Annotated in this window: 20 protein-coding genes and 4 tRNA genes; 22 read left to right on the forward strand and 2 right to left on the reverse strand. The window is 58.3% G+C overall.

Going from position 1 to position 25,911, the window contains the following annotated elements:
- Positions 1 to 9: 9 nt before the first annotated feature.
- The 4 genes from GDJ93_RS01590 (at position 10) to proC (ending at position 2,644) form a co-directional block, all read left to right on the forward strand.
- A tRNA-Leu gene (locus GDJ93_RS01590) sits at positions 10 to 96 on the forward strand.
- A gap of 288 nt (positions 97 to 384) precedes the next feature.
- Entirely contained in the window at positions 385 to 1,323 is a 939-nt protein-coding gene (locus GDJ93_RS01595) for an SPFH domain-containing protein (protein ID WP_152067506.1), read from the forward strand.
- Between the two features lie 6 nt (positions 1,324 to 1,329).
- Positions 1,330 to 1,800 carry a 23S rRNA (pseudouridine(1915)-N(3))-methyltransferase RlmH gene (gene rlmH / locus GDJ93_RS01600; protein ID WP_152067507.1) on the forward strand — a complete coding sequence of 157 codons (471 nt, stop codon included), beginning with the start codon at positions 1,330 to 1,332 and terminating at the stop codon, positions 1,798 to 1,800.
- 73 nt (positions 1,801 to 1,873) lie between these two features.
- Entirely contained in the window at positions 1,874 to 2,644 is a 771-nt protein-coding gene (gene proC, locus GDJ93_RS01605; RefSeq protein WP_152067508.1) for a pyrroline-5-carboxylate reductase, read from the forward strand.
- 157 nt (positions 2,645 to 2,801) lie between these two features.
- Here proC and GDJ93_RS09975 read toward each other — a convergent pair whose 3' ends face one another.
- Complete coding sequence (locus tag GDJ93_RS09975) at positions 2,802 to 2,975, reverse strand: DUF6724 family protein (protein ID WP_006235069.1); 174 nt, start codon at positions 2,973 to 2,975, stop codon at positions 2,802 to 2,804.
- 111 nt (positions 2,976 to 3,086) lie between these two features.
- Between GDJ93_RS09975 and serS the strand changes: the two genes are divergently transcribed.
- The 6 genes from serS (at position 3,087) to GDJ93_RS01635 (ending at position 8,498) form a co-directional block, all read left to right on the forward strand.
- Positions 3,087 to 4,370, forward strand: a complete 1,284-nt coding sequence (gene serS / locus GDJ93_RS01610) for a serine--tRNA ligase (RefSeq protein ID WP_152067509.1) — start codon at positions 3,087 to 3,089, stop codon at positions 4,368 to 4,370.
- Between the two features lie 173 nt (positions 4,371 to 4,543).
- The gene (locus GDJ93_RS01615) at positions 4,544 to 4,921 is read left to right on the forward strand and encodes a hypothetical protein (RefSeq protein ID WP_138113992.1); all 378 of its coding nucleotides are present in this window, start codon (positions 4,544 to 4,546) and stop codon (positions 4,919 to 4,921) included.
- 77 nt (positions 4,922 to 4,998) lie between these two features.
- A tRNA-Arg gene (locus GDJ93_RS01620) sits at positions 4,999 to 5,075 on the forward strand.
- 156 nt (positions 5,076 to 5,231) lie between these two features.
- A tRNA-Arg gene (locus GDJ93_RS01625) sits at positions 5,232 to 5,308 on the forward strand.
- 565 nt (positions 5,309 to 5,873) lie between these two features.
- Complete coding sequence (locus GDJ93_RS01630; RefSeq protein WP_152067510.1) at positions 5,874 to 8,315, forward strand: tetratricopeptide repeat protein; 2,442 nt, start codon at positions 5,874 to 5,876, stop codon at positions 8,313 to 8,315.
- Positions 8,316 to 8,407: 92 nt separating this feature from the next.
- A tRNA-Ser gene (locus tag GDJ93_RS01635) sits at positions 8,408 to 8,498 on the forward strand.
- A gap of 133 nt (positions 8,499 to 8,631) precedes the next feature.
- Here GDJ93_RS01635 and GDJ93_RS01640 read toward each other — a convergent pair.
- On the reverse strand, positions 8,632 to 9,972 hold the full coding sequence (locus tag GDJ93_RS01640) for a D-alanyl-D-alanine carboxypeptidase family protein (RefSeq protein WP_193221409.1): 1,341 nt from the start codon (positions 9,970 to 9,972) through the stop codon (positions 8,632 to 8,634).
- Positions 9,973 to 10,169: 197 nt separating this feature from the next.
- Between GDJ93_RS01640 and GDJ93_RS01645 the strand changes: the two genes are divergently transcribed.
- The 12 genes from GDJ93_RS01645 (at position 10,170) to GDJ93_RS01700 (ending at position 25,828) form a co-directional block, all read left to right on the forward strand.
- On the forward strand, positions 10,170 to 10,865 hold the full coding sequence (locus GDJ93_RS01645; RefSeq protein ID WP_117770430.1) for a response regulator transcription factor: 696 nt from the start codon (positions 10,170 to 10,172) through the stop codon (positions 10,863 to 10,865).
- A gap of 26 nt (positions 10,866 to 10,891) precedes the next feature.
- Complete coding sequence (locus GDJ93_RS01650) at positions 10,892 to 12,130, forward strand: sensor histidine kinase (protein ID WP_152067512.1); 1,239 nt, start codon at positions 10,892 to 10,894, stop codon at positions 12,128 to 12,130.
- Between the two features lie 103 nt (positions 12,131 to 12,233).
- The gene (gene pstB / locus GDJ93_RS01655; protein WP_226812412.1) at positions 12,234 to 13,109 is read left to right on the forward strand and encodes a phosphate ABC transporter ATP-binding protein PstB; all 876 of its coding nucleotides are present in this window, start codon (positions 12,234 to 12,236) and stop codon (positions 13,107 to 13,109) included.
- Positions 13,110 to 13,173: 64 nt separating this feature from the next.
- Positions 13,174 to 13,902, forward strand: a complete 729-nt coding sequence (locus GDJ93_RS01660) for a response regulator transcription factor (RefSeq protein WP_050766101.1) — start codon at positions 13,174 to 13,176, stop codon at positions 13,900 to 13,902.
- Between the two features lie 3 nt (positions 13,903 to 13,905).
- Positions 13,906 to 15,330, forward strand: a complete 1,425-nt coding sequence (locus GDJ93_RS01665) for a sensor histidine kinase (protein WP_152067513.1) — start codon at positions 13,906 to 13,908, stop codon at positions 15,328 to 15,330.
- A 195-nt stretch (positions 15,331 to 15,525) separates the two neighbouring features.
- Positions 15,526 to 16,182, forward strand: a complete 657-nt coding sequence (locus GDJ93_RS01670; protein ID WP_152067514.1) for a YveK family protein — start codon at positions 15,526 to 15,528, stop codon at positions 16,180 to 16,182.
- Between the two features lie 2 nt (positions 16,183 to 16,184).
- Positions 16,185 to 16,946 carry a CpsD/CapB family tyrosine-protein kinase gene (locus GDJ93_RS01675; protein WP_152067515.1) on the forward strand — a complete coding sequence of 254 codons (762 nt, stop codon included), beginning with the start codon at positions 16,185 to 16,187 and terminating at the stop codon, positions 16,944 to 16,946.
- Positions 16,947 to 16,963: 17 nt separating this feature from the next.
- Positions 16,964 to 17,614 (forward strand): tyrosine-protein phosphatase, encoded by a 651-nt coding sequence (locus GDJ93_RS01680; RefSeq protein ID WP_022094060.1) that lies wholly within the window; start codon positions 16,964 to 16,966, stop codon positions 17,612 to 17,614.
- A 39-nt stretch (positions 17,615 to 17,653) separates the two neighbouring features.
- Positions 17,654 to 18,154 (forward strand): GNAT family N-acetyltransferase, encoded by a 501-nt coding sequence (locus GDJ93_RS01685; protein WP_152067516.1) that lies wholly within the window; start codon positions 17,654 to 17,656, stop codon positions 18,152 to 18,154.
- A gap of 202 nt (positions 18,155 to 18,356) precedes the next feature.
- Positions 18,357 to 20,381 carry a molecular chaperone HtpG gene (gene htpG / locus GDJ93_RS01690; RefSeq protein WP_152067517.1) on the forward strand — a complete coding sequence of 675 codons (2,025 nt, stop codon included), beginning with the start codon at positions 18,357 to 18,359 and terminating at the stop codon, positions 20,379 to 20,381.
- Positions 20,382 to 20,872: 491 nt separating this feature from the next.
- Entirely contained in the window at positions 20,873 to 23,638 is a 2,766-nt protein-coding gene (locus GDJ93_RS01695; RefSeq protein WP_226812413.1) for a YhgE/Pip domain-containing protein, read from the forward strand.
- A complete protein-coding gene (locus GDJ93_RS01700; protein WP_152067519.1) occupies positions 23,639 to 25,828 on the forward strand; it encodes a YhgE/Pip domain-containing protein in 2,190 nt (729 codons plus the stop codon).
- Positions 25,829 to 25,911: the final 83 nt, after the last annotated feature.

Raw genomic sequence — 25,911 nt, forward strand, 5'->3', positions numbered from 1 at the left:
TTCCTGCACGCGGGCGTGGCGGAATTGGCAGACGCGTACGGTTCAGGTCCGTATGGGGGCAACCCCATGAAGGTTCAAGTCCTTTCGCCCGCACCATTAAATGGAAGAGCTCCCAGTAATGGGAGCTTTTTTGTTATGGGCCCATCGCAGGGACTTGAACCTGCGAAGGAGCGAGCGTAAAGAAAACGCGGAGCGTTTTTAGCGAGCTGGCGAGGACGCCGGCAGGCGGCCGAAGCCGGTGCGGATCCGCGAAGCGGATACGCGGACGTCCTTTCGCCCGCACCATTGAATGAAAGAGCTCCCAGCAATGGGAGCTTTTTTGTTATGCACGATCTCCTTGGACGGGTATCCTAATGCCAACGTGTGCCTATCAGAGGAGAGACCATGCTGTTGTCCGGAATCATTGCCGCCCTTACGAGTCTTCTGCTTCCCATCATCATCCTGTTGCTGCTGCTCCCCAACGCCTGCTATGTCGTTGAGCAGCAGCACGCCGTGATCATCGAGCGCCTGGGCAAGTTCAACCGCATCGTCAACGCGGGCTTCCACATGAAGGTACCCGTGATTGACCGCAAAGCCGCCACGGTGAGTCTGCGCACCATGAAAAACGGATTTGGCATCGACGTTAAAACCCAGGACAACGTGACCATCGGCCTCGAGGTCTCGGCTCAATATCACGTGAGCTATGACATGGGTGCTGGCCCGGCGGATTCGGGCATCTACAAGAGCTACTACATGCTGCAGGAGCCCGTCGACCAGATGCGCGATTTTATCACCGATGCCCTACGCTCTTCCATTCCCGTCTACACGCTCGATGAGGTCTTTGCCAAGAAGGATGACATCGCCAAGGACGTCAACGCCACCGTATCCGAGCAGATGGCCGCCTACGGCTTCACTCTCGTGTCGACACTCATTACCAAGATCGCGCTGCCGACCGAGGTCGAGAACTCCATGAACGACATCAACGCTGCCCAGCGCAAGCGCGCTGCTGCGCAGGAGCTCGCCGAGGCTGACCGCATCAAACGTGTCACCGAGGCGACCGCTGAGGCCGAGGCGATGGAAAAGGCGGGCGAGGGCATCGCCAACCAGCGCAAGGCCATCGCGCTGGGCATCAAGGATTCGCTCGAGATTATCCAGGAGACGGGCGTCGGCAACGACGAGGCCAACCAGCTGTTCATGTTTACGCAGTGGTCCGAGATGATGACAGAGTTCGCTCGCACGGGTAAAACCTCGACGGTCGTGCTGCCGAGCGATTTCTCGCAGTCGGCCTCGATGCTCGAGCAGATGCTGACCGCCGGCAAAGTTCAAAACGATTCGAAGGAGTAGACGCGCGTGAAATACACCGTCGTTTGCGTCGGTAAGCTCAAGGAGCGCTTTTGGAAGGACGCGTGCGCCGAGTACACCAAGCGCCTAGGTGCCTATGCCAAGGTGGATATCCGCGAGGTGGCCGATATCGACCCGGCTAAGGCGGGCGGCGTGGATGCCGCGCGCGACAAGGAGGGGGCGGCGATTCTTGCAACCCTGCCGCCTCGAGCGCATGTGATCTTGCTGGCCATTGAGGGCAAAGAGCGCTCGAGCGAGGAACTCTCGGCGCGGCTCGATGATCTTATGCTGCGTGGTAACAGCGACATCGCCTTTGTGATTGGCGGATCGGACGGCGTGAGCGATGACGTGCGCGCACGAGCCGACGAGATGCTCAGCTTTGGACGCATTACCTTGCCGCATAACTTGGCGCGCGTGGTGCTGCTGGAGCAAATTTACCGCGCCTGCAAGATCAGCCGTGGCGAGCCGTATCACAAATAGGTCGGCAATACGAAACAATGCCGTGGGACAATAGCCTTCGTTTTGAAGAGCGTGTCTGAGAGGACTATGAGATATGAAGATTGGATTTGTCGGTTTTGGCAATATGGCGAGCGCTATGGCCGATGGCTGGATCGTCGCCGGTGTGGCTGCGAGCGATATGTGTGCCTGCGCGGGCCACTACGACGCCTTGGTTGAGCGTTGTGAGGCACGTGGGATGGTTGCCTGTCGTGATGCGGCAGAGGTTGTCACCGCATCCGATATCGTGGTTGCTGCGGTCAAGCCGTACATGATCGAGAAGGTCTTCGCTCCGCTCAAGGACGCTCTAGCCGACAAAGTTGTCCTTTCGGTCGCCTGGACTTGGGATAGCGCCAAGTGGGAGCAGTTCCTGCCGGGTGTCGCGCACATCTCGACGGTGCCCAACACGCCGGTTTCGGTGGGCGAGGGCGTCATCGCTTGCGAGAAGGCTTCCACGCTTAGTGATGAGCAGAGCGCAGTGGTGCTTGATCTGCTTGGCAAGCTCGGTGCGGTGGTCGAGCTCGATACGAGCCTGCTGTTTGTGGGCGGCACGGTGGGTGGTTGCGCTCCGGCATTTGTCGCCATGGCAATCGAGGCCTTGGGCGATGCGGCGGTCAAGCACGGTATCCCGCGTGCTGATGCCTATCGCATTGTGAGCCAGATGGTACTGGGTACGGCAAAGCTGCAGCTTGCAACTGGCCAGCATCCTGCGGCGATGAAGGATGCCGTATGCTCGCCCGGTGGTGCCACCATCAAAGGCGTCGTTGCACTCGAGGACGCCGGCATGCGCAGCGCCCTGGTCAAGGCAATTGACGCAACTCTCCAGTAAAACCTGCCATTTAGGGACAGGTTTATTTTGGCAGGTTTTTCCTGCGGTTTTGTCGCATGTGCGAAAAGCGCCCCGCAACTGGCTCAATTTCAGTTGCGGGGCGCTTGCGTTTGCTCAGATAAAACCGACCAAAATAAACCTGTCCCTTTTTGGCAGGTTAGTCCCAGAAGCTGTCTTCCTCATCCTCGGACTTGGGTCCGCGGTCGACGTACATCTTATGGGTACGCTTCTCCATTACAAAGGCAAGAATCGCAAATAACAGGATGCCGCCGGCGAAAAGGATGGCAAAACCGGTGCGGGTGCCAAACAAAAAGGAAAAAACTGCGTCCATTGGGTGCCTTCTTGCGTAGTTGAGTTGGGTCGTAAACGCTCATAAGTATATACTTGCCCATACATGTACAAGGTTGCAACCTAAATGGAATGTATATCGCCGGAGGATCTAATGCTTGATATCAAGTTTGTTCGCGAGAATCCCGATGCCATCGATACCGCCATGGCAAATCGCCAGACGTCTTGGGATCGCGAGAAGTTCTTTGAGCTCGACGACGAGCGCCGTGCCGTCATCACCGAGGTCGAGGAGCTCCAGGCCACGCGTAATGCCGAGTCCAAGAAGATCGGCGCTCTGATGAAGGAGGGCAAGAAGGACGAGGCCGAGGCCGCCAAGGAGGCCGTGCGCGCCGTCAACGAGAAGATTGACGGTCTGGCCGAGCGCCGCACTGCTCTTGAGCAGGAGCAGTACGACTTCATGGCTCACCTGCCCAACATTCCGTGCGATGCCACCCCGTACGGTAAGGACGAGGACGAGAACATCGAGCGCCGTCGTTGGGGCACCCCGCGCGAGTTCGACTTCGACTTTAAGCCGCACTGGGATCTGGGCACCGATCTGGACATCCTCGACTTCGAGCGCGGCAACAAGCTCTCCGGCAGCCGCTTCACCGTTCTCGGTGGCGCCGGCGCCCGTCTTGAGCGCGCCCTCATCAACTTCTTCCTCGATACGCATACCAGCCGTGGCTTTAAGGAGTGGTGGCCGCCCATCGTCGTCAAGCGTCAGACCATGTTCGGCACGGGCCAGCTGCCCAAGTTCGAGGACGACGCCTATCACGTCTCGGGCGACAACTTCCTGATCCCCACCGCCGAGGTCGTGCTCACCAACCTGCACGCCGGCGAAGTCCTTGACGCCGACACCCTGCCGCGCCGCTACACCGCCTTCACCCCCTGCTTCCGCGAGGAGGCCGGTTCCGCCGGTCGCGACACCCGCGGCATCATCCGTCAGCACGAGTTCGACAAGGTCGAGATGGTCAAGTTCGCTAAGCCGGAGGAGTCCGACGAGGAGCTCGAGAGCATGACCGCCGAGGCCGAGTACCTGCTGCAGCAGCTGGGCCTTCCGTATCGCGTGATTAGCCTGTGCACCGGCGACTTGGGCTTCTCTGCCCGTCAGACCTACGACGTCGAGGTCTGGCTGCCGAGCTACAACGCCTACAAGGAGATCAGCTCCTGCTCCAACTGCGGTGACTTCCAGGCTCGCCGCGCCAACATCAAGTATCGCGACCCCGAGAACTTCAAGGGTTCGCGTTACCTGCACACTCTTAACGGTTCCGGCCTGCCGGCCGGCCGCACCATGGCCGCCATTCTGGAGAACTACCAGAACGCCGACGGCACCATCACGATTCCCGAGGTTCTGCGTCCTTACATGGGCGGCCTCGAGAAGATTGAGCCGGTCGCGTAACTTGGCTGCATAGGGGATATGCAAGGGCGCTCCTTCGGGGGCGCCCTATTTCGTACGCAGGTCCATACCATGCCGTGCGGACAGCTCAATAGAAAACACACGAACAACTGTTCTGTATACAGCCATCTACCTGCTATGCTTTTGCTAAATAAGAGCGAGAGAAAGGGGACGCGATGGAGCTGTTTGATGATCGGGTGGTTTTGTTTGAGAGCGACGAGGGCGGGGAGTACCTGCTTGTAACGTGCGAGCCGTCTGGCATGGGCGGCCTGGTGGTTCGGCAGACGAGTGAGGGTCCGTTGACACAATGGTGCTTTGAGGAGTCGCCGCATGTGGTCGAGACCTTTGTGACGCACGAGGGACTTGTGGCGCTGGAGCACTTCTATGGAGTTGGGACTTCCAACCAGGTCGCGCGCATGCTGAGCATCTCGTTTGCCGATTATGATTGTGCCCAGCGGGTGAGATCGCTCCTGAGGGAACTTGATGCTAAGTTCGACGTGATCGAAAAGCCAATCGATCGTACGGGGAACGGCGGTATATGCGGAGCAGCGTGACAAAACTGCGTTCCACAAAAAAGTTTGAGATTGTGCTTGACTCCAATAAGCTAAAGTGGTTTTATATGTCTTGCGCTGCGGCGTTACCTCAGCTGGATAGAGGGTCTGACTACGAATCAGAACGTCATAGGTTCGAATCCTATACGCCGCACCAATTGATTTTAAAGCTCTCGGCAACGGGAGCTTTTCTTATATCGCGATGCGTCGAAGATCGCATCAAGTGGTCTAAATGAGTAAAAATCAAATTCAATAACTTTTTTGAAAAACGCTTGACCTTTATTCAGTCCATGTGCATAATAATCAACAAGTCGCGGCGTTACCTCAGCTGGATAGAGGGTCTGACTACGAATCAGAACGTCATAGGTTCGAATCCTATACGCCGCACCATTTGAGATTAAAGCTCCCGGCAACGGGGGCTTTTCTTTTACGTAAGCAATGCATGGATTCGAACCTCGGTCGAGGCGCGGGCGTAAAGAAAACGCGGAGCGTTTTTAGCCCGCGGGCGAGCGCGCCGGCAGGCGGGCGAAGCCGGTGCGGATCCGCGAAGCGGATGCGCGGAATCCTATACGCCGCACCATTTGAGATTAAAGCTCCCGGCAACGGGGGCTTTTCTTTTACGTAAGCAATGCATGGATTCGAACCTCGGTCGAGGCGCGGGCGTAAAGAAAACGCGGAGCGTTTTTAGCCCGCGGGCGAGTCCGCCGGCAGGCGGGCGAAGCCGGTGCGGATCCGCGAAGCGGATGCGCGGAATCCTATACGCCGCACCATTTGAGATTAAAGCTCCCGGCAACGGGGGCTTTTCTTTTACGTAAACACTGCATGGATTCGAACCTCGGTCGAGGCGCGGGCGTAAAGCGGACTATTTCCTGTCGACTCGTGTAAGATTTCGAGTAGGTGTCGCGGCCCATCCGCGACCGCTCCTTCTCTAGACGACCGATCAGGGTGATATTTCGTGGCAGAGCGTCCGACATACAAGCTCCGGTTTCTTGATCCCAAAAAGCGCTTTCCGGCCATGCCCGAGCAGCCTGCGGGACGCTCGTATGGCGTGGTTTGGAAGCTCTTTGGCGAGGACCCGCATGAATCATGCTATGTCGTCGAATTCGTCGGCAAAAGCCATGTGTCGCTTTTGGGCTACGTGAGCGTTTCGGGTGAGGTCTATAAGGTGGACCGTCCCGTTAACGAAGTATCGCTGCCCGACGATCCCGACATGCAGCTGATTCTTGACGAGTCCGATTCCAACATCGGTGAGATTGCAGTCAGGGGTACCGATGGGACGATGCGCTCCCGGGCGCGAACCGTCGGCTCTCCCGAAGGCCCCATGCGCGAGCAGTCCGATCACGAGACATGGAATTCGGCCCGCTCCCTTCCTTACGGCGAGTTCATGGCGTCGATGTTCCTGCGCTACGTGATATTTGCCAACTCCGAAAGCGCTATTGCGAACACGGCGGGCGTCGACGGTCTCGATGCGGACATGCAAAACGTTGTCGACAAAATAAAGCTCGTAAAGCTGCCCGAGCCGGTCGAGGTGTTTTTGGGCTTTAACACGGCACCGCTCCCCGATGCTATCGAGACGCTGCTTTACCGCGTTGACCATGCCGAGAATCCGAGTGGTATCGAGCGTTATGCCGCCGCCCTTATGAGCGAAATTGACTTGCCCCGCCTGCGCACCATCGCCGCCAAGTCCGAGATGAGCCTGGCTCGCATCGATCGCTCAAAGCTGTTCTATCTCAATTTTGATCGTAGTCTGCTAGACCAGGACGAGATTGACACGCTGCTCGCCATCGAGTGCCGTCTCAACCGCCTCTCCGGCATCCTTGAGCGCATCGGGGCTGGATTGGCCCCTGCGGCATCCTCGCCGAGCCTTGAGGGCTGCGCGCTCTTTGATTCGTGGCATATCGCCAAGACGACCAACGATGTTCCCCGACTGTTCGATACGGCCTCGAGCGATAACCCGTGGGGCAAACCGGGTACGGTGGCTTGCCAGCCGGGCGGCGAGTGGGACGTGCGCACCCGTTTTGCGCGAATCGTTGAGGCGCTCAACGTGGTCACACGGCTCGACTATACCTATCGGGCAAACGTTGCCGAGGGGATTATGCTCGTTCGGTTTGGGCGGTCTGTCGTGGATGCCATGCCACAACGTGAATACGACGCTCAGGATGACGCCTGGCGCGAGCTGGACGAGGACGTGCGCGCGATCTGGGCCGCGGAGCACGATGCGCGCGTGGCACTTACGCTTGCGGCAGCGTGTTTTGCCGCGGGCACCTGCATCACGCGCTGCTATGTGCAGATTGCTGCTCCCGACAGTGAGCAGGGCGAGCGCGTTGTCGCAACGTATTTCTTTGGGCGCGCGGCCTATCTGGCCGATTGCGTGCCTGTCGCCAAGGATCTTGAGAGCATGGACATGGACGATATACCGTGCAAGCGTGTGCTTGAGGCGTATGAGTCAACCGCTCCGGAGACGATTGAGCCTGCGGAGGTTCATGCTCGTCCGCGTGATGACCATCGCACGCTGCCGCCGGCGCTGCGCGATCTGCTGCTTGCCGATACGGCTGATGAGTTGGAGGTCATGGAAGAGGACGACGACCCATACGTGGCCCGTGTTGTTGAATTGCGCGAGCAGGCAAAAGTCGACCGTACAGGTGCCTTTGAAGGCTTTTCCCGTCTTGTCGAGGAGTTGGAGGCTAAGTGCGCCGTCGCCGAGCTTTTGGCGACAGGTCCGGTTCAAACGCAGTTTTGCGATAACCAGCTGGTACGCATGGTGCTACCGGTGTTGGAAGAAGACCGCTCTGTGCGAATCCTTCGTGCGCCCGATGCGCTGTACTTTGCCCAGCACGAGATCTGCAGCTTTTACGCCGAGCAAGAGGACTTTGAACGAGCACTGCCCGAGGTGCGCCATCTTTACGATCTGGCACGCTCGTCCATGCAATCGCACTTTGCGCTCATCAACGTGCTTGCGCGTCTGGAGCGCTTTGACGAGATTATCGAGGTGGCGCGCCACGGCCTACGTATTGCCAGCGATCGTTCTGCAATCGGCTACCTGTTCTATCGCTTGGCGTTTGCCTATTGGAATTGCGATCAGCTCGACCTGGCGCTGGCTTGTTACCGTCTGGTGCCGCGCGGCGAGGAGTCGGGCAGTAGCGCGCTGGAAGAAATGCAGGGCCTTATGAATGAGATGGGCGTCAGCGAGCCTCCGACGTTCGAGGAGGCGGTCGAGACCATCCGCAAGGCTGGACTCGAGCTGCCGCCAGTGTCCGCCGTGACGAATCAGCTGGCAGATGCCGCTGTGCAACTGGTCGACAACGGCTTCTTTTTCCTGGCACGCGGTTGCATCTTCCAAATGTGGCGCACCATGGGCAACGACGAGCTCGGCTCCCTCAACCGCTCGCTGGGGTAGGCGAAGCCTCCAAGGAGGAAAGGATGCTAAGCAATTAGAAAATTTCCTCTTGCCCATCCTTGGCTGTTTGGTTACTATAGAACGGCTGTTACGGAGAGCTGACCGAGAGGCCGAAGGTGCTCGCCTGCTAAGCGAGTATGCCCCAAAAGGGCATCTGGGGTTCGAATCCCCAGCTCTCCGCCAGTTTAACTTTAAAGAAGGGTCCCATCGGGGGCCCTTTTTTATTATCGAGAAAGGGCGCTGGGGATTCGAACCCTCAAAAAAAGGAGGCATCCTTTCGGACACCTCCTTTCAGCGAGTGTATTGTTCTTCGATCTTACATCTCGGGCGCCTTGGCTACGGTCTCGCTCTCGGCTGTGAGCGGGCGGTTGTCGATGCGGCGGCCCAAGCGATCGAGCTTCACGAGCAGCCATTCAATGGGATTCGGCCCTGCACCTTCCTCGTCGGCAACTAGGTCCATGACGGCGATCTTGGTGCCGTCCTGCTTGAGCGTAACGCTGCCCACCTTGTCGCCCACATGCACCGTGCCCGAAAGATCGTCGTAGCTAACCTTTTCGGTCACCTCGCCAGCAAGGGAAAACACGGTCGCTTGCGCCGTGGGGTCGGCGAGCGTGGCGTCGATCGTCTTGTCCGTCCAATCTGTCTGGCTAATGCGTGCCATGAGCGGGTTGCCGTTGGCGGTCTTTTCCTGCGTGTTGGCGATCACGACCGTGACCTTGTGGCCGTAGTACCAATTGGCAAGGGTTGCGGTATCGGTAAAGCGCTGGTCGGTGGTGGTGGAGTTCAAAACGACGGTGTAGATCTCGTCGCCGTCGCGGTTGTAGGCGCTCGTAAAGCAATAGCCCGCGTCGTCGGTGGTGCCGGTCTTGCCGCCGATGTTGCCATCTTGGCCCAGCAAATAGTTATGCGTGTCCATGGAATGCGAATGGTCGGCGCCGTCGGCGCCCGTGACCTCGATCCAGGAATCCTCGCTCGCTACGACCTCGCGGATCGTGTCGTTTTTCATGGCCTCCTGCATCATCAGCGCTACGTCGTGTGCGGTTGAGTGCATATCGCCAGCCCACTCATCAAAGTCCAGACCGTGTGGGTTCTCAAAGACCGTGCCGGTGCAGCCGAGCTTCTTAGCGCGCTCGTTCATGGCCTTCACAAATGTGGCCTCGGCGTCTTTGGTCTTAGGGTCGATCTTCTTGCCCACATATTCGGCGAGCACGATGGCGGCGTCGTTGCCCGAGGGAATCATCAGGCCACGCAGTGCCTGCTCAACGGTAAGCTCGTCGCCTTCGAGCAAGCCGGCGGTCGAATTACCCACGGTGGCTGCGGCGTTGCTCACCGTGACCCTCTCGTCCATTTTGCAATTCTCGACGGTTAGGATTGCGGTCATGACCTTGGTGATCGAGGCGATTTTGACCTGCTCATCGGCGCCGCGCCCATAGTAGACGGTGCCGTCTTTGCCCATGACGAGGGCATTGGTCGCATCGATATCGGGCAGGTTTTCGGCCGTGATGCCGCGCGCATCGGCGGTTTTGCCGCAAACATTGTCGGTCGTAAGCACTTGGGCGCCGGCGACGGTGGGCACGCCAGCGGCAAGGGCGATAGCGCAGACAAAGCCGGCGGCAAGCTGGGCTGAGCGCTTTGCAAAAGAGGTGAGGGACTTCACGGATTTCGCTTTCGACGGGATGGTCTCTTCTGGAACAAGAGTATATCGTTTGCCGGCGTCGGCGATCATCGCGTGCGTGCGTGGCCCACATCCGCGCCCGAACGGGCACAAGGGTGCTTAAGGCCGACTTAATCACCCACGCTTGTTGTGTGTGACGGGCGCCCCCTCGGGCATAATGGAGCGCGAGAGGAGCACGCATGAACGAGCGCATTTTGGTAGTTGATGACGAAAAGGCCATCGCCGACTTGGTTGGTATCTACCTTACAAAAGAGGGCTTTGATGTCCAGATTGCCTATAGCGGGGCCGATGCTGCCAAGGCAATCTTGGAGCAGGAGTTCGATCTGGCGCTGCTGGATGTCATGCTGCCCGATATCGATGGGTTTGAGCTGCTGCGTACGATCCGTTCCAGCCATACCTATCCTGTGATCATGCTGACGGCGCGCGATGCCCAGCAAGACAAGATCGAGGGCCTTTCGCTTGGCGCGGACGATTACGTGGTTAAGCCGTTTCGTCCTCTGGAGCTCATCGCGCGCGTGCACGCTCAGCTTCGCCGCTACACCAGCTACGGTAGCCGCGCACAGGCGGCCGAGTCGCCGACCCTCCAGCTCGACGGCTTGGAGATCAACCGCGATGCTCGTTCCGTAACGGTGGACGGTGCACCGGTACGCCTCACACCCACCGAGTATTCAATCTTGCTGTATCTGGTCGAGCATCGCGGCAGCGTGGTGGGCGTGGAGGACCTGTTCCGCGCGGTATGGAACGAGGACTTTATGCCCGGCTCCAACAATACGGTGATGGTGCACATTCGCCACTTGCGCGAAAAGATTGGCGACGACGCACAAAAGCCGCGCTTTATCAAAAACGTCTGGGGCGTCGGCTACATCATCGAATAACGCTTTTCGCTTGTGAGGATCTTGATATGACAAAAGACGATAGGCAGGCATTCGAGGTACCCGATCGGCTCTTTGATTACGTGAGGTCGGTCGTCGACAACCGTGCGCTTGCAACGGTGCTGCTCTTTTTGCTGAGCCTGCTGCTGATTGGCATCGACAACATCGTCGGAATCTTGGCGGTGCTGCTTGTTGGCTTTTTGCTGATCGATCGATTTGAGATCGTGCGCCGCTGCGTGGTGATTGGCGGCGCCGCGTGGGCCATGACGTTGGCGATTGGCGCCATGGCGCTCGGCGGCATTGAAGGGCCGGTGCTGTTCGATGCCGGCTTTGTATTCAACATGCTTGGCTTTGTGCTGGCGCTTGCCGCGTGCGTGCTGTTCTTGTGCGGCCGTGCCCTGTACTACCAGGGCTACGAACAGGGCGAGCAGCATGCCGATTGTGTGCTGGCCGCTCGTATTCAAGATCGCCTGATCGATCACCCCGACACCTGGGACAACATCGACGGCGACTTCTTGGAGGTCGAGGGCGCCCTTAACCGCGTGCGTGACCGTGATCGCAAGGTGCAGCAAGCTCTGCGTGACGAGTCGCATCGCAAGGACGATCTGGTTACGTACTTGGCACATGACCTACGCACCCCGCTTGCGAGCGTAGTGGGCTATCTTTCGCTGCTGCAAGAGGCTCCTGAGCTGCCGGTTGAGCAACGTGCGTACTTTACGGGCGTGGCGCTCGACAAGGCGCACCGGCTCGATGCGCTCATCGAAGAGTTCTTCGATATCACGCGCTTTGACTTCCACGATATCGTGCTCACGCGCGGCTATGTTGATCTGGGGTTGCTGCTGGCTCAGGTGGCTGACGAGTTCTATCCCATCCTCAACGAGCAGCATAAGGAAGCCCAAGTTGATATTCGCGAGGACCTGACGGTGCTCGTGGATGGCGACAAAATGGCTCGCGTGTTCAACAACATCATGAAAAACGCTATTGCCTATAGCTATGAGGGCTCGACCATCACGATCGAGGCCAGACGCCAAGACGATGGCGGCGTGCGCGTGCGCTTTATCAATCAGGGCGATCCCATCCCTGAAGCAAGGCTCAAGGTGATCTTTGAGAAGTTCTATCGCCTGGATGTGGCGCGTGCGACCAATCGCGGCGGCGCTGGACTGGGGCTTGCCATCGCCAAGGAGATCATCGCGGCACACGGCGGTACCGTTGCATGTGAATCGACGCCCGAACACACGATATTCACCATCGAGCTGCCCGCCGCATAGCCAGCGTGCCCTTACAAACACTTGACAATGCGCTCACGTGCATATGAGCCGCGATTTCTACTATCGATACTGCTGAATTGATATTGATGTGGAGGTATGCGGTATGACGGCTGCTGCGGCTGTGGAGCCCACGGAGCTTGAAGAACTCATGAAAGCGCAGGCCGAGGCCGCGCACGAGCGCGAGGTTGGGGATGCGACTCGCCCCACGGCAGAGGATTTTGCCGCCTCGCCGACGCGCATCGACGTCGAGGGCCTCGACCTGTTCTATGGCGACCATCATGCGCTCAAGGACGTGAATATCAAGATCCGCGACAAGCAGATCACCTCGTTTATCGGGCCTTCGGGCTGCGGCAAGTCCACGTTGCTGCGCTGCTTTAACCGCATGAACGACGGCATCAAGGATTGCCGCATCGAGGGCAAGATTGCGCTTGATGGTCAAGATATCCTGGGCGATTACGACATCTGCCGTTTGCGCCAGCGCGTGGGCATGGTGTTTCAGCGCCCCAACCCGTTTCCCATGAGCATCTACGACAACGTCGCCTATGGGCCGCGCGGTATGGGTGTGCGCGATCGCGCCGTGCTCGACGAGCTGGTCGAAGACGCCCTGCGTCGTGCTGCCCTGTGGGACGAGGTCAAGGACAAGCTCAAAGAGTCGGGCCTGGGTCTTTCGGGTGGACAACAGCAGCGCCTGTGCATCGCCCGCGCACTTGCCGTGCAGCCCGACATTCTGCTGATGGACGAACCGACCTCGGCGCTCGATCCCGTATCGACGCTGGTGGTGGAGCAGCTGGCCTGCGAGCTCAGGGAGACCTGCACGCTGGTGGTCGTTACGCACAACATGCAGCAGGCTGCGCGCATCTCCGACTCGGTCGCGTTCTTTTTGCTGGGCGAGCTGGTGGAGCATGCGCCCACTGCCCAGCTCTTCAAAAACCCGATCGATCCGCGCACGGCGGATTATTTGACGGGCCGTTTTGGCTGATACCATCTAGTACAGGCGCCTTTAGGATTAAGATGCGGTCATGTCGGCCGCAAAGGGGTTCAACATGATCTATTACGTCGAGGACGATGACAACATCAGGGATCTGACGGTCTATGCGCTGCGCAAGCAGGGAATCGAGGCCGAGGGCTTTTCGTGCGACGGCGAGTTTAAGGCCGCCGTGGCGCGACGGGTGCCCGATGCTGTGCTGCTCGATATCATGCTGCCCGATACCGATGGTTTGGCGATTATGCGCCGCCTGCGCGCCGACCGCCTGACGGCGACGGTGCCCATCATGATGCTTACCGCCAAGGACACCGAGCTCGACAAGGTGATGGCGCTCGATGGCGGTGCCGACGATTACCTGACTAAACCCTTCTCGCTCATGGAGCTTGCGAGCCGCTGCCGCGCACTGCTGCGTCGCGGCGGCATGGTCAAGCAGGCGAGCGATGTGCTCAGCGTGGGCGACATCGTGCTCTCGCCCAGCCATCGCGAGGTGACCGTTGCCGGCGAGTCGCTTAAGCTCACCCTGCGCGAGTTCGACCTGCTCGAGTACCTCATGCGCAAGCCCGGCGTGGTCTTTACCCGCGAGTCGTTGCTGCAGAGCGTGTGGGGCTGGGACTTCGACGGCGGTTCGCGCACCGTTGACGTGCACGTGCAGACGCTTCGCCAAAAACTGGGCGAGCATGCCAGCGCCATCGAGACCGTGCGCGGCGTGGGCTACCGCTTGGCCGAGCCTTCTGCCGGTGATGGTGCCGAAGGTGACGACACCGCGGCCACCGCATCGGAGGAGTAACCCGTGGTCTTCGCCCCCCAGGGAAAACATACGCTGTCCCACCGCGTTTTTGTGACGATCTTTGTCTGCGCCATGGCGGTTATCGTGGCGTTTACGGTGCTGGGTGCGTTCTTTGTGCAAAACACCTTGGCGGATGCCACGAGTGCCAACCTGGCGCAGGAAACCGAGCTCATTGCTGCCGCCCTCGACGAGCAGCAGGAGCCCATCCCGTTCTTGCGTAGCCTCGATCGCGAGGACTTGCGCATCACGCTGATTAACAAGGATGGATCGGTTGCCTACGACAACGAGGCGTCGCCTTCCACACTGCCCAACCACTGCGATCGCCCCGAGGTCATCGAGGCCTTTGAGAATGGTTCGGGTTCCGCGGAGCGCGCAAGCTCTACGCTCGACGAGATTATGCTGTATCGCGCCGTCGCCCTTGATAACGGCCAGGTTGTCCGCTTGGCGCAGGCCCAGCCTGGCGTTGCGGCGATTTTGCTGTCGATGGTGGCGCCGATGCTGCTTATCGCAGCAGCGGGCGCAGTACTCTCGTTTTTTATGGCGCGCCGCGAGTCCCGTGCCATCATCGCGCCGTTGCAAGAGGTGGATTTGGACCACCCACGCCGTAGCTATGAGCACGCCTATGCCGAGATGGTCCCCATGCTTGAGCGTATCGAGTCGCAGCGCCAGGAACTCAAGCGCCAAATGGCGGTGCTGGCGGACAACGACCGTATGCGCCGCGAGTTCACGGCGAATATCACCCATGAGCTCAAGACGCCGCTTACGGCGATTTCGGGCTATGCCGAGCTCATTGCAAACGGCATGGTCGAGGGCGAGGACGACCTGCGCAACTTTGGCGGTCGCATCTATCGTGAGGCGGGCCGTTTGGCGGCGCTTGTCAACGACATCCTTACGCTGTCTAACTTGGACGAGGCCGAGCGTGCAACTGAGGGCGAGGCGGTGCCCATTGGGTCCACGGAGCCTATTGAGCTCTCGCGTGCCATCTACGCGGTTGAGCAACGTCTTGAACAGGTCGCCCGTCAGGCGAATGTGACGATAAGTCATGAGACCAAGCCTGTGGTCATCGAGGGCGTGTCGCGCTTGATTGACGAGCTCATCTATAATCTGGCAAGCAACGCCATCCGCTACAATCGACCCGGCGGTACGGTTACGCTGCAGTGCGGCACCAACGACGAAGGCCATCCGTTCCTCGCGGTCGCCGACACGGGAATCGGTATCGCGCCTGAAGAACAGGGCAAGGTATTTGAGCGGTTCTATCGCGTGGACAAGAGTAGGTCCAAGGCGCGCGGCGGAACCGGTCTGGGGCTTGCCATTGTCAAGCATGCGGCCCTGTATCATCACGCCATGCTCGATCTGTCGAGCGAGTTGGGCGTGGGAACCACCATTACGGTGACGTTTCCCATACAGCAGGACGAGCCATTCGCATAGCGATACAACATAGATATTGATGTAGACGCCGCATTTGACTTTCGGGTGCGGCGTTGTTGTGCAATTTTACGATTGCTTCCGACATTTTTACAGGAGAGCCTGTTTCTTATGTATAGAGTTTGGTCTCGGTAAAAAGATGCGATAACATACGGACAGTTTTGTCAATCCGAACTGGGGAAATGAAAGGCAAGCTGCATGACCCTTCTCGAACTGTTCCAGCTGCTGAAGAAGCACCTCAAGCTGGTCATCACCCTTCCGGTGGTCTGCGCGATCGCCATGGGCATCGTGTCCTTCGTTGCGATGGACAACACCTATACCGCGACGACGAGCATGTACATTCTCGCCAAGACCGACGATAGCGGTCAGATGAGCTACAACGATCTCTCGGCGAGCCAGATGCTTTCCAACGATATCGCCACGCTGCTGGATAGCGATAGCGTTAAGAGCGGCGCCGCCAAGGAACTGGGCCTCACCGATCTGGATGACTACAAGGTGTCTGTTTCCTCCGAGACCACCACGCGTGTCATTACGCTTTCGGTTACCGGCACCGATGCCAAGGAGACGGCTAAGGTCGCAAAGGCCATGGCCAGCTCGGTGAGCACGGTCGCTCAGAACGTCGGCGCTGCCCAGAGCATCAACGTTATCGACGAGGCTAAGACTCCCGAAGTCCCCAGCGGCCCCAAGCGCACGCTGTACGTTGCTGTCGCGTTCCTCGCCGGTATCTTTATCGCAGTTGCCTATGTCGTTTTGGCAGACATGCTCAATACCCGCATCCGCGGTGCCGAAGAGGCAGAAGAGCTCCTGGGCATTCCCGTTGTTGGCCGAATTCCGGCTATGAAAGGTGGTAAATAGGCATGGCTAAGGCAAAGAACACCGATAAGCTCGTTGTACAGAATGCCGCCAAGACCCTTCTGGCCAACATCCGCTTTGCGAGCGTGGACGACCCCATTCGTACCATTACCGTCACGTCCTCGATTCCCAACGAGGGCAAGTCTACGGTTTCCATTAACCTTGCTCAGGCAATCGCCACGAGCGGCAAGTCCGTGCTCCTGGTCGAGGCCGATATGCGCCGCAGGTCTCTTTCCGATATGCGCCGCAGGTCTCTTTCCGATATGCTCGGCGTTCGTTCGCGCGGCGGACTCTATGCGGTCCTTTCCGAGCAGATCTCCATTGACCAGGCAATTGTCGAGACGGGTCAGAAGAACTTCTACTTCCTCGATGCCGAGCCGCATATTCCCAATCCTGCCGACATCATCGTCTCTCACCGCTTTGCCAAGTTGGTAAAGGCACTGTCCGCCAAGTTCCAGTACGTCATCTTCGATGCTCCCCCGGTCGGCACCTTCATCGATGCTGCCGAGATTGCCAGCCTGACCGACGGTACGCTGTTCGTGGTGCGCGAGGACTTCACCAAGCGCGAGGAGGCACTCAACGCTATCGGCCAGCTTAAGAAGTCCGAAAAGGTCAAGCTCATCGGTACCGTCATGAACTACTGCGAGACCGAGACCAGCGAGTACTACTACTCCTACTACACCAAGGACGGTAAGAAGGTGAAGAAGGGCTCCGACGATCAGGGGACTTCCAAAAAGGGCATCTTCACCAACCGAGCAAACGTTTAGTTGATTAAGGCTGACCTATGCGTGACATTCATTGCCATATCTTGCCGGGTGTAGACGACGGCGCCGCCGATCTCGATGAGAGCTTGGCGATGCTCGAGGCTGCCAAGCGGGCCGGTGTAACCAGGATCGTTTGCACTCCTCACTGCCGTGATCCCTATTTTGATTACGACAAGATGTGGGATGCCTTTGAGCTGCTGCGTGATAACGCTGACGGTTTTCCGCTCCAGATGGGCTTCGAGGTCAACCATCGAAAGCTCGTTGAGCTTGGTATCGATGCCGCGGAGCACTTGCATTTCGATGGAACCAACGAGTTTCTGCTCGAGCTTTCGACGCATGCCGATGCGTATGCGTTTAGAGAGTACGAGAACACGATTTACGATTTGCAGTGCCGTGGCTACCAGGTGATCATCGCTCATCCTGAGCGCTATCGTGCGGTTCAAAAGGATGTAAGCGTGGCGGAGCGCCTGGTCGATATGGGCTGCAAGCTGCAGGCTTCGGCGGACTTTATTGCCGGCGGTCGCTTTGGTCGCGAGAAAAAGCCGGCACAGCGCCTGTTCGATCAGAACCTGTACAGCTTCATCGCGAGCGATGCCCATAACGTGGGTCATTACGACTGCTTGGCGAAGGCTCGTGCGAAGTTTAGCGTGCGCGGAGCTCATTTTCGCTAATATCTGTCCCTAACGTTCGCATTGAATGAAAGGGCAGCCATGGATATCCAACTTAAGACGGGATGCTTTGATGACGCGGCGTTGGTGCGCCGCGTCGTTTTTATGGACGAGCAGGGCTACGAGAATGAGTTCGACGCTATCGACGAGGATCCGAACTGCATTCATGTGACGCTCTATGTAGACGGCGAGCTTGCCGGTTGCTCGCGCGTGTTTCCCGAAGAGCTTGAGCGCGTGGCTGACGCAGAGGCCCCGGTGTTGCCGGCATGCGACATGGACGAAGGCGTTGCGGCGGGGGAGACCTACATTATGGGGCGCGTGGCTGTGCTGCCGAGCATGCGCCGTCGCGGTTTGGCGAGCAAGATTGTCGAGGCCAGTGATGCCGCCGCGCGTGATGCCGGCGCCAAGCTTATTAAGCTGCATGCGCAGGAATACGTGCTGCCGCTCTATGTAAAGGCGGGCTACACGCAAATTGCCCCGGTAGATTACGAAGACGAGGGCCAGCCCCATGTCTGGATGGCCAAGCGCGTAGATGGCAGATAGGGACGTTCCTTTTCTGCCGGCAGTTGGGGACACTCCTTGGCAATTGACGCATTGGAGCGCTCGGACATACAGTTTTTCGATTCCGTATGTATATATGCGCGTTAATGGGTTATAAAATCTAAGTCTGAACATAGCAGGTCTGCGATGCGGCTCGGGCGACCGGGCCGTTTTTGCGGACAGGGGTAGCGCGAAAGGACTGCACATGCGTCAATTTAAGACCGAGAGCAAAAAACTGCTCGACCTCATGATCAACTCCATCTACACCAATAAAGAAATCTTCCTGCGCGAGCTTATCTCTAACGCGAGCGACGCCGTCGACAAGCTCAACTTTAAGAGCCTGCAGGACCCGAGCGTCAAGATCGACCAGGGCGACCTGGCCATTCGCGTCTCCTTTGATAAAGACGCCCGCACCATTACCATCTCGGATAACGGCATTGGCATGACCGCCGAGGAGCTGGAGCGCAATCTGGGCACCATCGCCCATTCCGGCTCCGAGGAGTTTAAGACCGAGAACGCCGAGCAGCAGGGCTCCGATGTCGACATCATCGGTCAGTTTGGCGTGGGCTTCTACTCGGCTTTTATGGTCGCCAGCCATGTGAAGGTCGTCAGCCGCGCCTACGGCGAGGATGTCGCCCATGTGTGGGAATCCGACGGTCTTGAGGGCTACACCATCGAGGACGGCGAGCGCGCCGAGCACGGTACCGATGTCATCCTGACGCTGCGCGAGAACGAGAAGCTCGATGCCGACGGCGAGGCCGAGACCTACGATCGCTTCCTGACCGAGTGGGGTCTCAAGAGCCTGATTCAGCAGTACAGCAACTATGTGCGCTACCCGATTCAGATGATGGTGTCCAAGAGCCGCCAGAAACCCAAGCCCGAGGACGCCGGCGACGATTACAAGCCCGAGTACGAGGACTACCAGGAGCTCGAGACCGTCAATTCCATGACACCGATCTGGAAGAAGCGCAGCTCCGATGTCGAGCAGAAGGACTACGACGAGTTCTACAAGTCCACGTTCCACGACTTTGACGATCCTGCGCGCACCATCAGCTTCCATGCCGAGGGCACGCTCGAGTATGACGCCCTGCTGTTTGTGCCGGGCCGCGCGCCGTTCGATCTGTACAGCAAGGATTACGAGAAGGGTCTGGCGCTCTACAGCTCCAATGTCCTGATCATGGAGAAGTGCGACGACCTGCTGCCCGACTACTACAACTTTGTCCGCGGCGTCGTGGATTCCGCCGACGTGTCGCTCAACATCTCGCGTGAGACGCTGCAGCAGAACCGTCAGCTCAAGGCCATCGCCAAGCGCGTGGAGAAGAAGATTACCGCCGACCTTGAGGATATGCGTGACAACGACCGCGAGGCCTACGAGAAGTTCTTTGAGAACTTTGGCCGCGGTCTTAAGTACGGCATCTACTCGAGCTATGGCATGAAGGCCGATGAGCTCGCCGACCTGTTGCTGTTCTGGTCTGCCAAGGAACAGAAGATGATTACCCTGGCCGAGTATGCCAAGGGCATGCCCGAGGATCAGAAGGCCATCTACTACGCCGCCGGCGACTCGCGCGAGCGCTTGGCCAAGATGCCCGTGGTAAAGGGCGTGCTCGACCGCGGCTATGACGTGCTGCTGCTGACGCAGGATGTGGATGAGTTCACGTTCCAGGCTATGCGTGAGTACGTTGCCGCCGATATGCCCAAGATCTACGAGGACGATGCTGCCCGCGAGGCTGCCGAGAAGGCTGTGGCCGACGGTGCCGAGCCCGAGGTCGAGGATCGTCATCTGGAGCTCAAGAACGTCGCGACCGGTGATCTTGACCTGGCGACCGAGGACGAGAAAAAGGAGGCCGAGGACGCCACCAAGGAAAACGAGGACCTCTTCAGCGCTATGAAGGAGGCGCTCGGTGACAAGGTCGAGAAAGTTGCCGTCTCCGCGCGCCTGACCGATGCCCCCGCTTGCATCACCACCGAGGGCCCACTTTCGCTCGAGATGGAGAAGGTGCTCCAGAAGGGACCCGAGGGCGCGCCCGACGGCATGCCCAAGAGTCAGCGCGTGCTCGAGCTCAACGCCAAGCACCCGGTCTTTGCCAAGCTCGTCGCTGCTCAGAAGGCAGGCGACACCGACAAGATCAAGCAATACTCCGGTCTGCTCTATGACCAGGCTCTGCTGGTCGAGGGCATCCTCCCCGAGGACCCCGTTGCCTTCGCGGCATCTGTTTGCAACTTGATGTAGTTAGGTAGTTACGCGGTTCTACGAACCGCGTAGCGGCTCGACGCTGCCCTCAGTTCCGCCGTTCTAACGAACGGCGGACCAGTCGACGCTGCGCGGGCGCCAGAGCGACAACTTGTCATTCAAAGAGGACGGCATGACCAGAAGGTCTATGCCGTCCTCTTTTCATGCCAATTTGTTCGCTCTGGCGCCCGCTCGCTGGCATTGCCAAAACATCGACGTTGCCGTGGTCCTAAGTAGTCATTGGGGACGTTCTTGTTTGACTAGTCATTTAAGAACGTCCCCGATGACTATTTGAATTGCTAATTTGTGCGGGTTGTGGTTTTGTGACCTGCTGAAATTTAGGATACTGTACATCTGTACGTTAACTCATCTTCGTAGTATATTGCTACCCGCAAAACTCAATACCATTGTGCTCTGAGATGCTAAAGCGCCTACGTACAATGGTTGTCGATAGTACGATTCGATTTAACGACAGGATGGATGGTCCAAGCGTGAGTCTCGGCAGCAAACTATCCAATGCAAAGGTGTCCTTTGCGATATTTAAGCGCGACATTAAGCGACTGCTTGTGAACCCCGTCGCCCTGGTGGTTACCCTAGGCGTGTGCGTTATTCCCTCGCTGTATGCCTGGTATAACATCGTGGCAAACTGGGATCCGTATGGAAACACCCAAGGCATCAAGATTGCTATCGCCAACAACGATCGAGGCACCCAAAACGACTTGGTGGGTGAGCTCAACGCTGGCGACAAAGTGGTCGACCAGCTCAAGGAGAATCATCAGTTGGGCTGGACGTTCGTCGACTCGACGGCCGATGCCAAGGAGGGCGTCGAGAGCGGCGAGTACTATGCCGCTATCGTGATTCCCAAGAACTTCTCGGATAACCTGGTTTCGATGCTCGACGGCAACTACCATCAGCCCAAGCTCACGTACTACGTCAATGAGAAGAAGAGCGCCATTGCGCCCAAGGTTACCGATACCGGTGCAAACACCATCGAGGAGCAGATCAACTCGGAATTTGTCTCTACGGTAGGCAAGACTGTTGCCGGTATCGCCAAGGATGCCGGTGTCGATTTAAGGGACAAGGCAACCCAGACTCAGGACTCGCTGGCAAGTTCTGTCTCCGAGGCATCCGATACCTTGGGCGAGGTGCGCGATTCGATTGGCGATATGAATGCCGCCATCGATAAGACGAGTGGCGCTATCGCCTCGGCTGATGCGGCACTTGCCGGCTTGCAAGGCCAGGCACCGTCGCTGACGCAGGCGATCTCCCAGGGCAACGACCTGCTGAGCGAAGCTCGCACCACGGCGGGCAACTCCATCACCTCGCTCTCCAAGGCGCTCTCGGAAGGCAGCCTTGCGCTCACCAAGACGTCGGCCTCTGCGAACGCTGCCATCGGCAAGCTGACGGGCGCGGTCACATCTACGACCACCCGTATCGACAACTCGCTCGAGTCTCTTCAAGCGACGATCGACCACAATAAGGCCGTTATCGGGCACTTGGAGATTCTCGCCAATGACACGTCGACAGGTTCCGAGGAAATTGACGCGCGCATTGTATCGACCATCGATTTGCTTCGAGAGCAGAATGAAAAGCTTCAGAGCATCAAGGACGGTCTGTCCGCGCAGTCGAGCGCCATGGCGAATGACGCAGCGGCTGTTTCGGGTGCCAGTGACGCTATCAATAACGCAATTCATACCGGTGCGACCAACCTTGGCCAAGCCCAGACGGACTTGGGCCAAAACGCGCTGCCGAAGGCCTCGAGCGCGCTCGACTCTTTTGCTGCCGTTTCGGGCGACCTGACCGGTATCGTCTCGGGTATGACACCTACACTTGCAAATGCGCGCGGCACGTTGGCGCAGCTTAGCGCTACGCTCGGCCAGGCCAAGACCACGCTGTCCCAGACCGATTCCTCGCTTGCCAAGGTCCAGGACAAGTTTGCAACCGCCGCCAATGACATCGCGGCGCTGCAGACCTCCGAGTCCATGGGCGAGCTGGCCGATCTGATGGGCGTCGATGTCAATGACGTGGCAGATTTCATGGCCTCTCCGGTCGAGCTGACGTCCAAGTCGATCTATCCGGTCAAGAGCTTTGGCTCGGGCATCGCTCCCTTCTACACCAATCTGGCGCTTTGGGTGGGCGGCTATGTGCTCATCGCCATTTACAAGCTCGAGGTCGACCGTGAAGGTGTTGGCAGCTTTACGGCGCGCCAAGGCTACTTTGGCCGCTGGTTGCTCATGGTGATCCTGGGCGCGTTGCAGGCCATCATCGTTACGGTAGGCGATCTGGTGATTGGCGTGCAGTGCGTCAGCCCGCTGCTGTTCGTGCTGGGCGGCATCGCCATTTCGTTCACCTACGTCAATATCATCTATGCGCTGTCCACCACGTTTAAGCATATCGGCAAGGCTATCGGCGTCATTCTCGTCATCGTGCAGATCCCGGGTTCGTCGGGCATGTACCCCATCGAGATGATGCCCGGCTTCTTCCAGTGGCTGCACCCGCTGCTGCCCTTTACCTACGGCATCAATCTGCTGCGCGAGACGGTCGGCGGCATGTATTCGTTCAACTACCTGTTTAACCTGTGCATTCTGGGCGTGTTCTTGATCGTGGCGCTCTTTATCGGCCTGCAGCTGCGTCCGCTGCTGCTCAACCTTAACCTGCTCTTTGATAAACAGCTCTCCACGACCGGTATGATGATTTGCGAGTCCAACGACCTGCCGCGCCAGCGCTACTCGCTGCGCACGGCCATGCGCGTCATGCTCGATTCCGATTCGTACCGTCGCGAACTGCTCGATCATGCGGTCGCCTTTGAACATCGCTACCCGTACTACATCAAGGGCGGTTTTGCCGCCGTGGTGGGCGTTCAGGTCCTGCTCTTTGTCCTGTCGACGGTTCTCGATATCGACAATAACGGCAAGATCATCCTGCTTGTCATTTGGATCATCTCGGTTATTGCCATCTGCGGCTGGCTTATCAATATCGAATATATCCGAGCGAGCCTCAATACCCAGATGCGCATCTCGGCGCTTTCGGATGAGGACCTGCGTCGCGAGATGCGCGAACACACGGCCGCCATTCCTGCCGCCCGCCACATGTTTGGCCTCAACGCCAGCGAGCGTGGTGCCAAGGGCGGCGATCAGTCCACGGGCCGCTTGCCGCATATCGGCTCGCACCATAAATCTCAGGGCAGCGACAGCACAGCCACAAATGATGGAGATACCACCGCGCTTGGCAAGCACTCCAAAGGAGGTGAGGCATAAATGAAGAACATCCTGCATCTGTTTAAGCGCGATGTCCAAAACGTGTCTCGCTCCGTGATCGGCTTGGTTGTCGTGATGGGCCTCATTATCGTACCGTGTCTGTACGCGTGGTTTAACATCGCCGGCAGCTGGGATCCGTACGGCAACACCGGCAATCTTAAGATCGCCGTGGTCAACACCGATGAGGGTTACGAGAGCGATTTGATCCCCGTCGAGGTTAACGTGGGCGAAAACGTGACCGCCACCCTACGCGGCAACGAGAGCTTCGATTGGGTTGTGCTCAACAATCGCGAAAAGGCTATCGAGGGCGTTAAGTCGGGCGCGTACTATGCTGCCGTCGTTATCCCCAAAACGTTTAGCGCTGACATGATGACGCTTTTCTCGACCGACGTGAAACACGCCGATATCGAGTTTTACGAGAACCAGAAGGCCAACGCCATCGCGCAGATCGTGACCGAGAAGGGTTCGAGCGCCGTTCAGAACCAGGTTAACGAATCTTTTACCGAGACCATTACGAGCATCGGTCTTAAGACGGTGTCCAGCCTGCTCGATTACATGAGCACCGACCAGGTCAGCAACTTTATCGCCAACCTGTCCTCGACGCTTGGCGATTCGATTGAGGACCTGCGAGACGTTCAGGCAAATGCTTCGTCGCTGGCGGGCATTTTGAGCTCCACGTCCGATTCGCTGACGTCGGCGAGCGGCATGCTCAAGCAGACCGGTGCCGTCGATGAGTCGACAAAGCAGCTCATGGAACATGCCAAAAGCGGCATCGATGATTCCAAAGAAGCGCTTAAGGCGGCAAACGATGCCATCGATGCCGCAATCGATGGAAGTGCGGGTTCGTTCGACAATGTGTCTGCCGAGCTCGCGAAGGCGTTCGACACCGCAAACCAGCATGTCGACCTTACGGTGTCCCAACTCAACGATGCCGCTGCGGCCCTCAATGCGCGCGCCAAGGATATCGATGCGATGGCCGATCAGCTCCGCAGCCTTGCCGACCAGGTGAGCGATGAGAATTTGAAGGACGGCCTCAAGTCCGCCGCGACGTCGCTGGGCAGAATCGCCGTTGAGTACCGCAACAATGCCAAGGATCTGGCGGCTACCGCGAAGTCTCTCTCCGATAGCATGGCCGAGGTCAACAACTTGCGTGCCGAAGTCGACCAGGCCATCGCCGATGCCAAGGCGGGCATTTCGGGCGCCAAGTCCGACTACGACTCCACGTTCTCGGTCAAGGCAAAGGAGCTCAAGAAGACGGTTTCAGGCATCCTGGACTCGCTGGATGGCATCTCGGGCGATCTGGATAGCGCCGTAGACGGCCTGACCGACGCATCCGGTTCGCTGGCAAAGGGCCTCTCCAAGGCTGCAAAGCTGGTCAACAAGGCTTCCGATCAGCTGGGTGAAGCGTCCGATAAGATCAGTGCCTTTAAGGATGAGCTCGACGGCGCCCTTATGTCGGACGATCTGGCCACGATCAAGACGATGATTGGCAATGATCCCGAGGGTTTGGCCGTGTCGCTTTCCGGTCCCGTCGCGCTCGATCGCAAGCCGGTCTATCCGATCCGCAACTACGGCTCGGCCATGGCGCCGTTCTACACGATTCTGTCGCTCTGGGTCGGCTCGATCGTGCTGGCGGCCATGATGAAGGTGTCGGTTGACGACGAACTCATCAATGAGTTAATCCCCGTGCGCTTGCACGAGATCTACCTGGGCCGCTACCTGTTCTTTGGCGGTCTGGCCCTGCTGCAGGCAACGCTCGTGTGCGCGGGCGACATCCTGTTCTTTGGCATTCAGTGCGACAACCCGCTGCAGTTTGTGCTGGCGGGCTGGGTCGCGAGTCTCGTGTTCTCCAATATCGTCTACACGCTTACGGTTTCGTTTGGCGATATCGGCAAGGCTTTGGCCGTTGTGCTGCTGGTCATGCAGGTCGGCGGTTCGGGCGGTACGTTCCCCATCGAGATGACCGGCCCTGTGTTCCAGGCGATCTATCCGTTCCTGCCGTTTACCCATGGCATTAACGCCATGCATGCCGCCATGGCTGGCGCCTACCATATGGAGTACTGGGTTGAGCTGGGCATTCTGGCGAGCTATCTGATTCCGTCGCTGGCCCTGGGCGTCGTCTTCCGCCGCCCAGTCATCAAAGCCAACGACTGGGTCATCGAAAAGCTGGAATCGACAAAGCTAATTTAGTGCGGCAACGTTAACGCTGATGTAGCACTAATGCCAGCGAGCGAGCCGCATTTGCGCCAAGGTGACGTGAAATGAAAGGGCGC

This window comes from Collinsella aerofaciens, from assembly GCF_902501475.1.
Classification (GTDB): Bacteria; Actinomycetota; Coriobacteriia; order Coriobacteriales; family Coriobacteriaceae; genus Collinsella; species Collinsella aerofaciens_AL.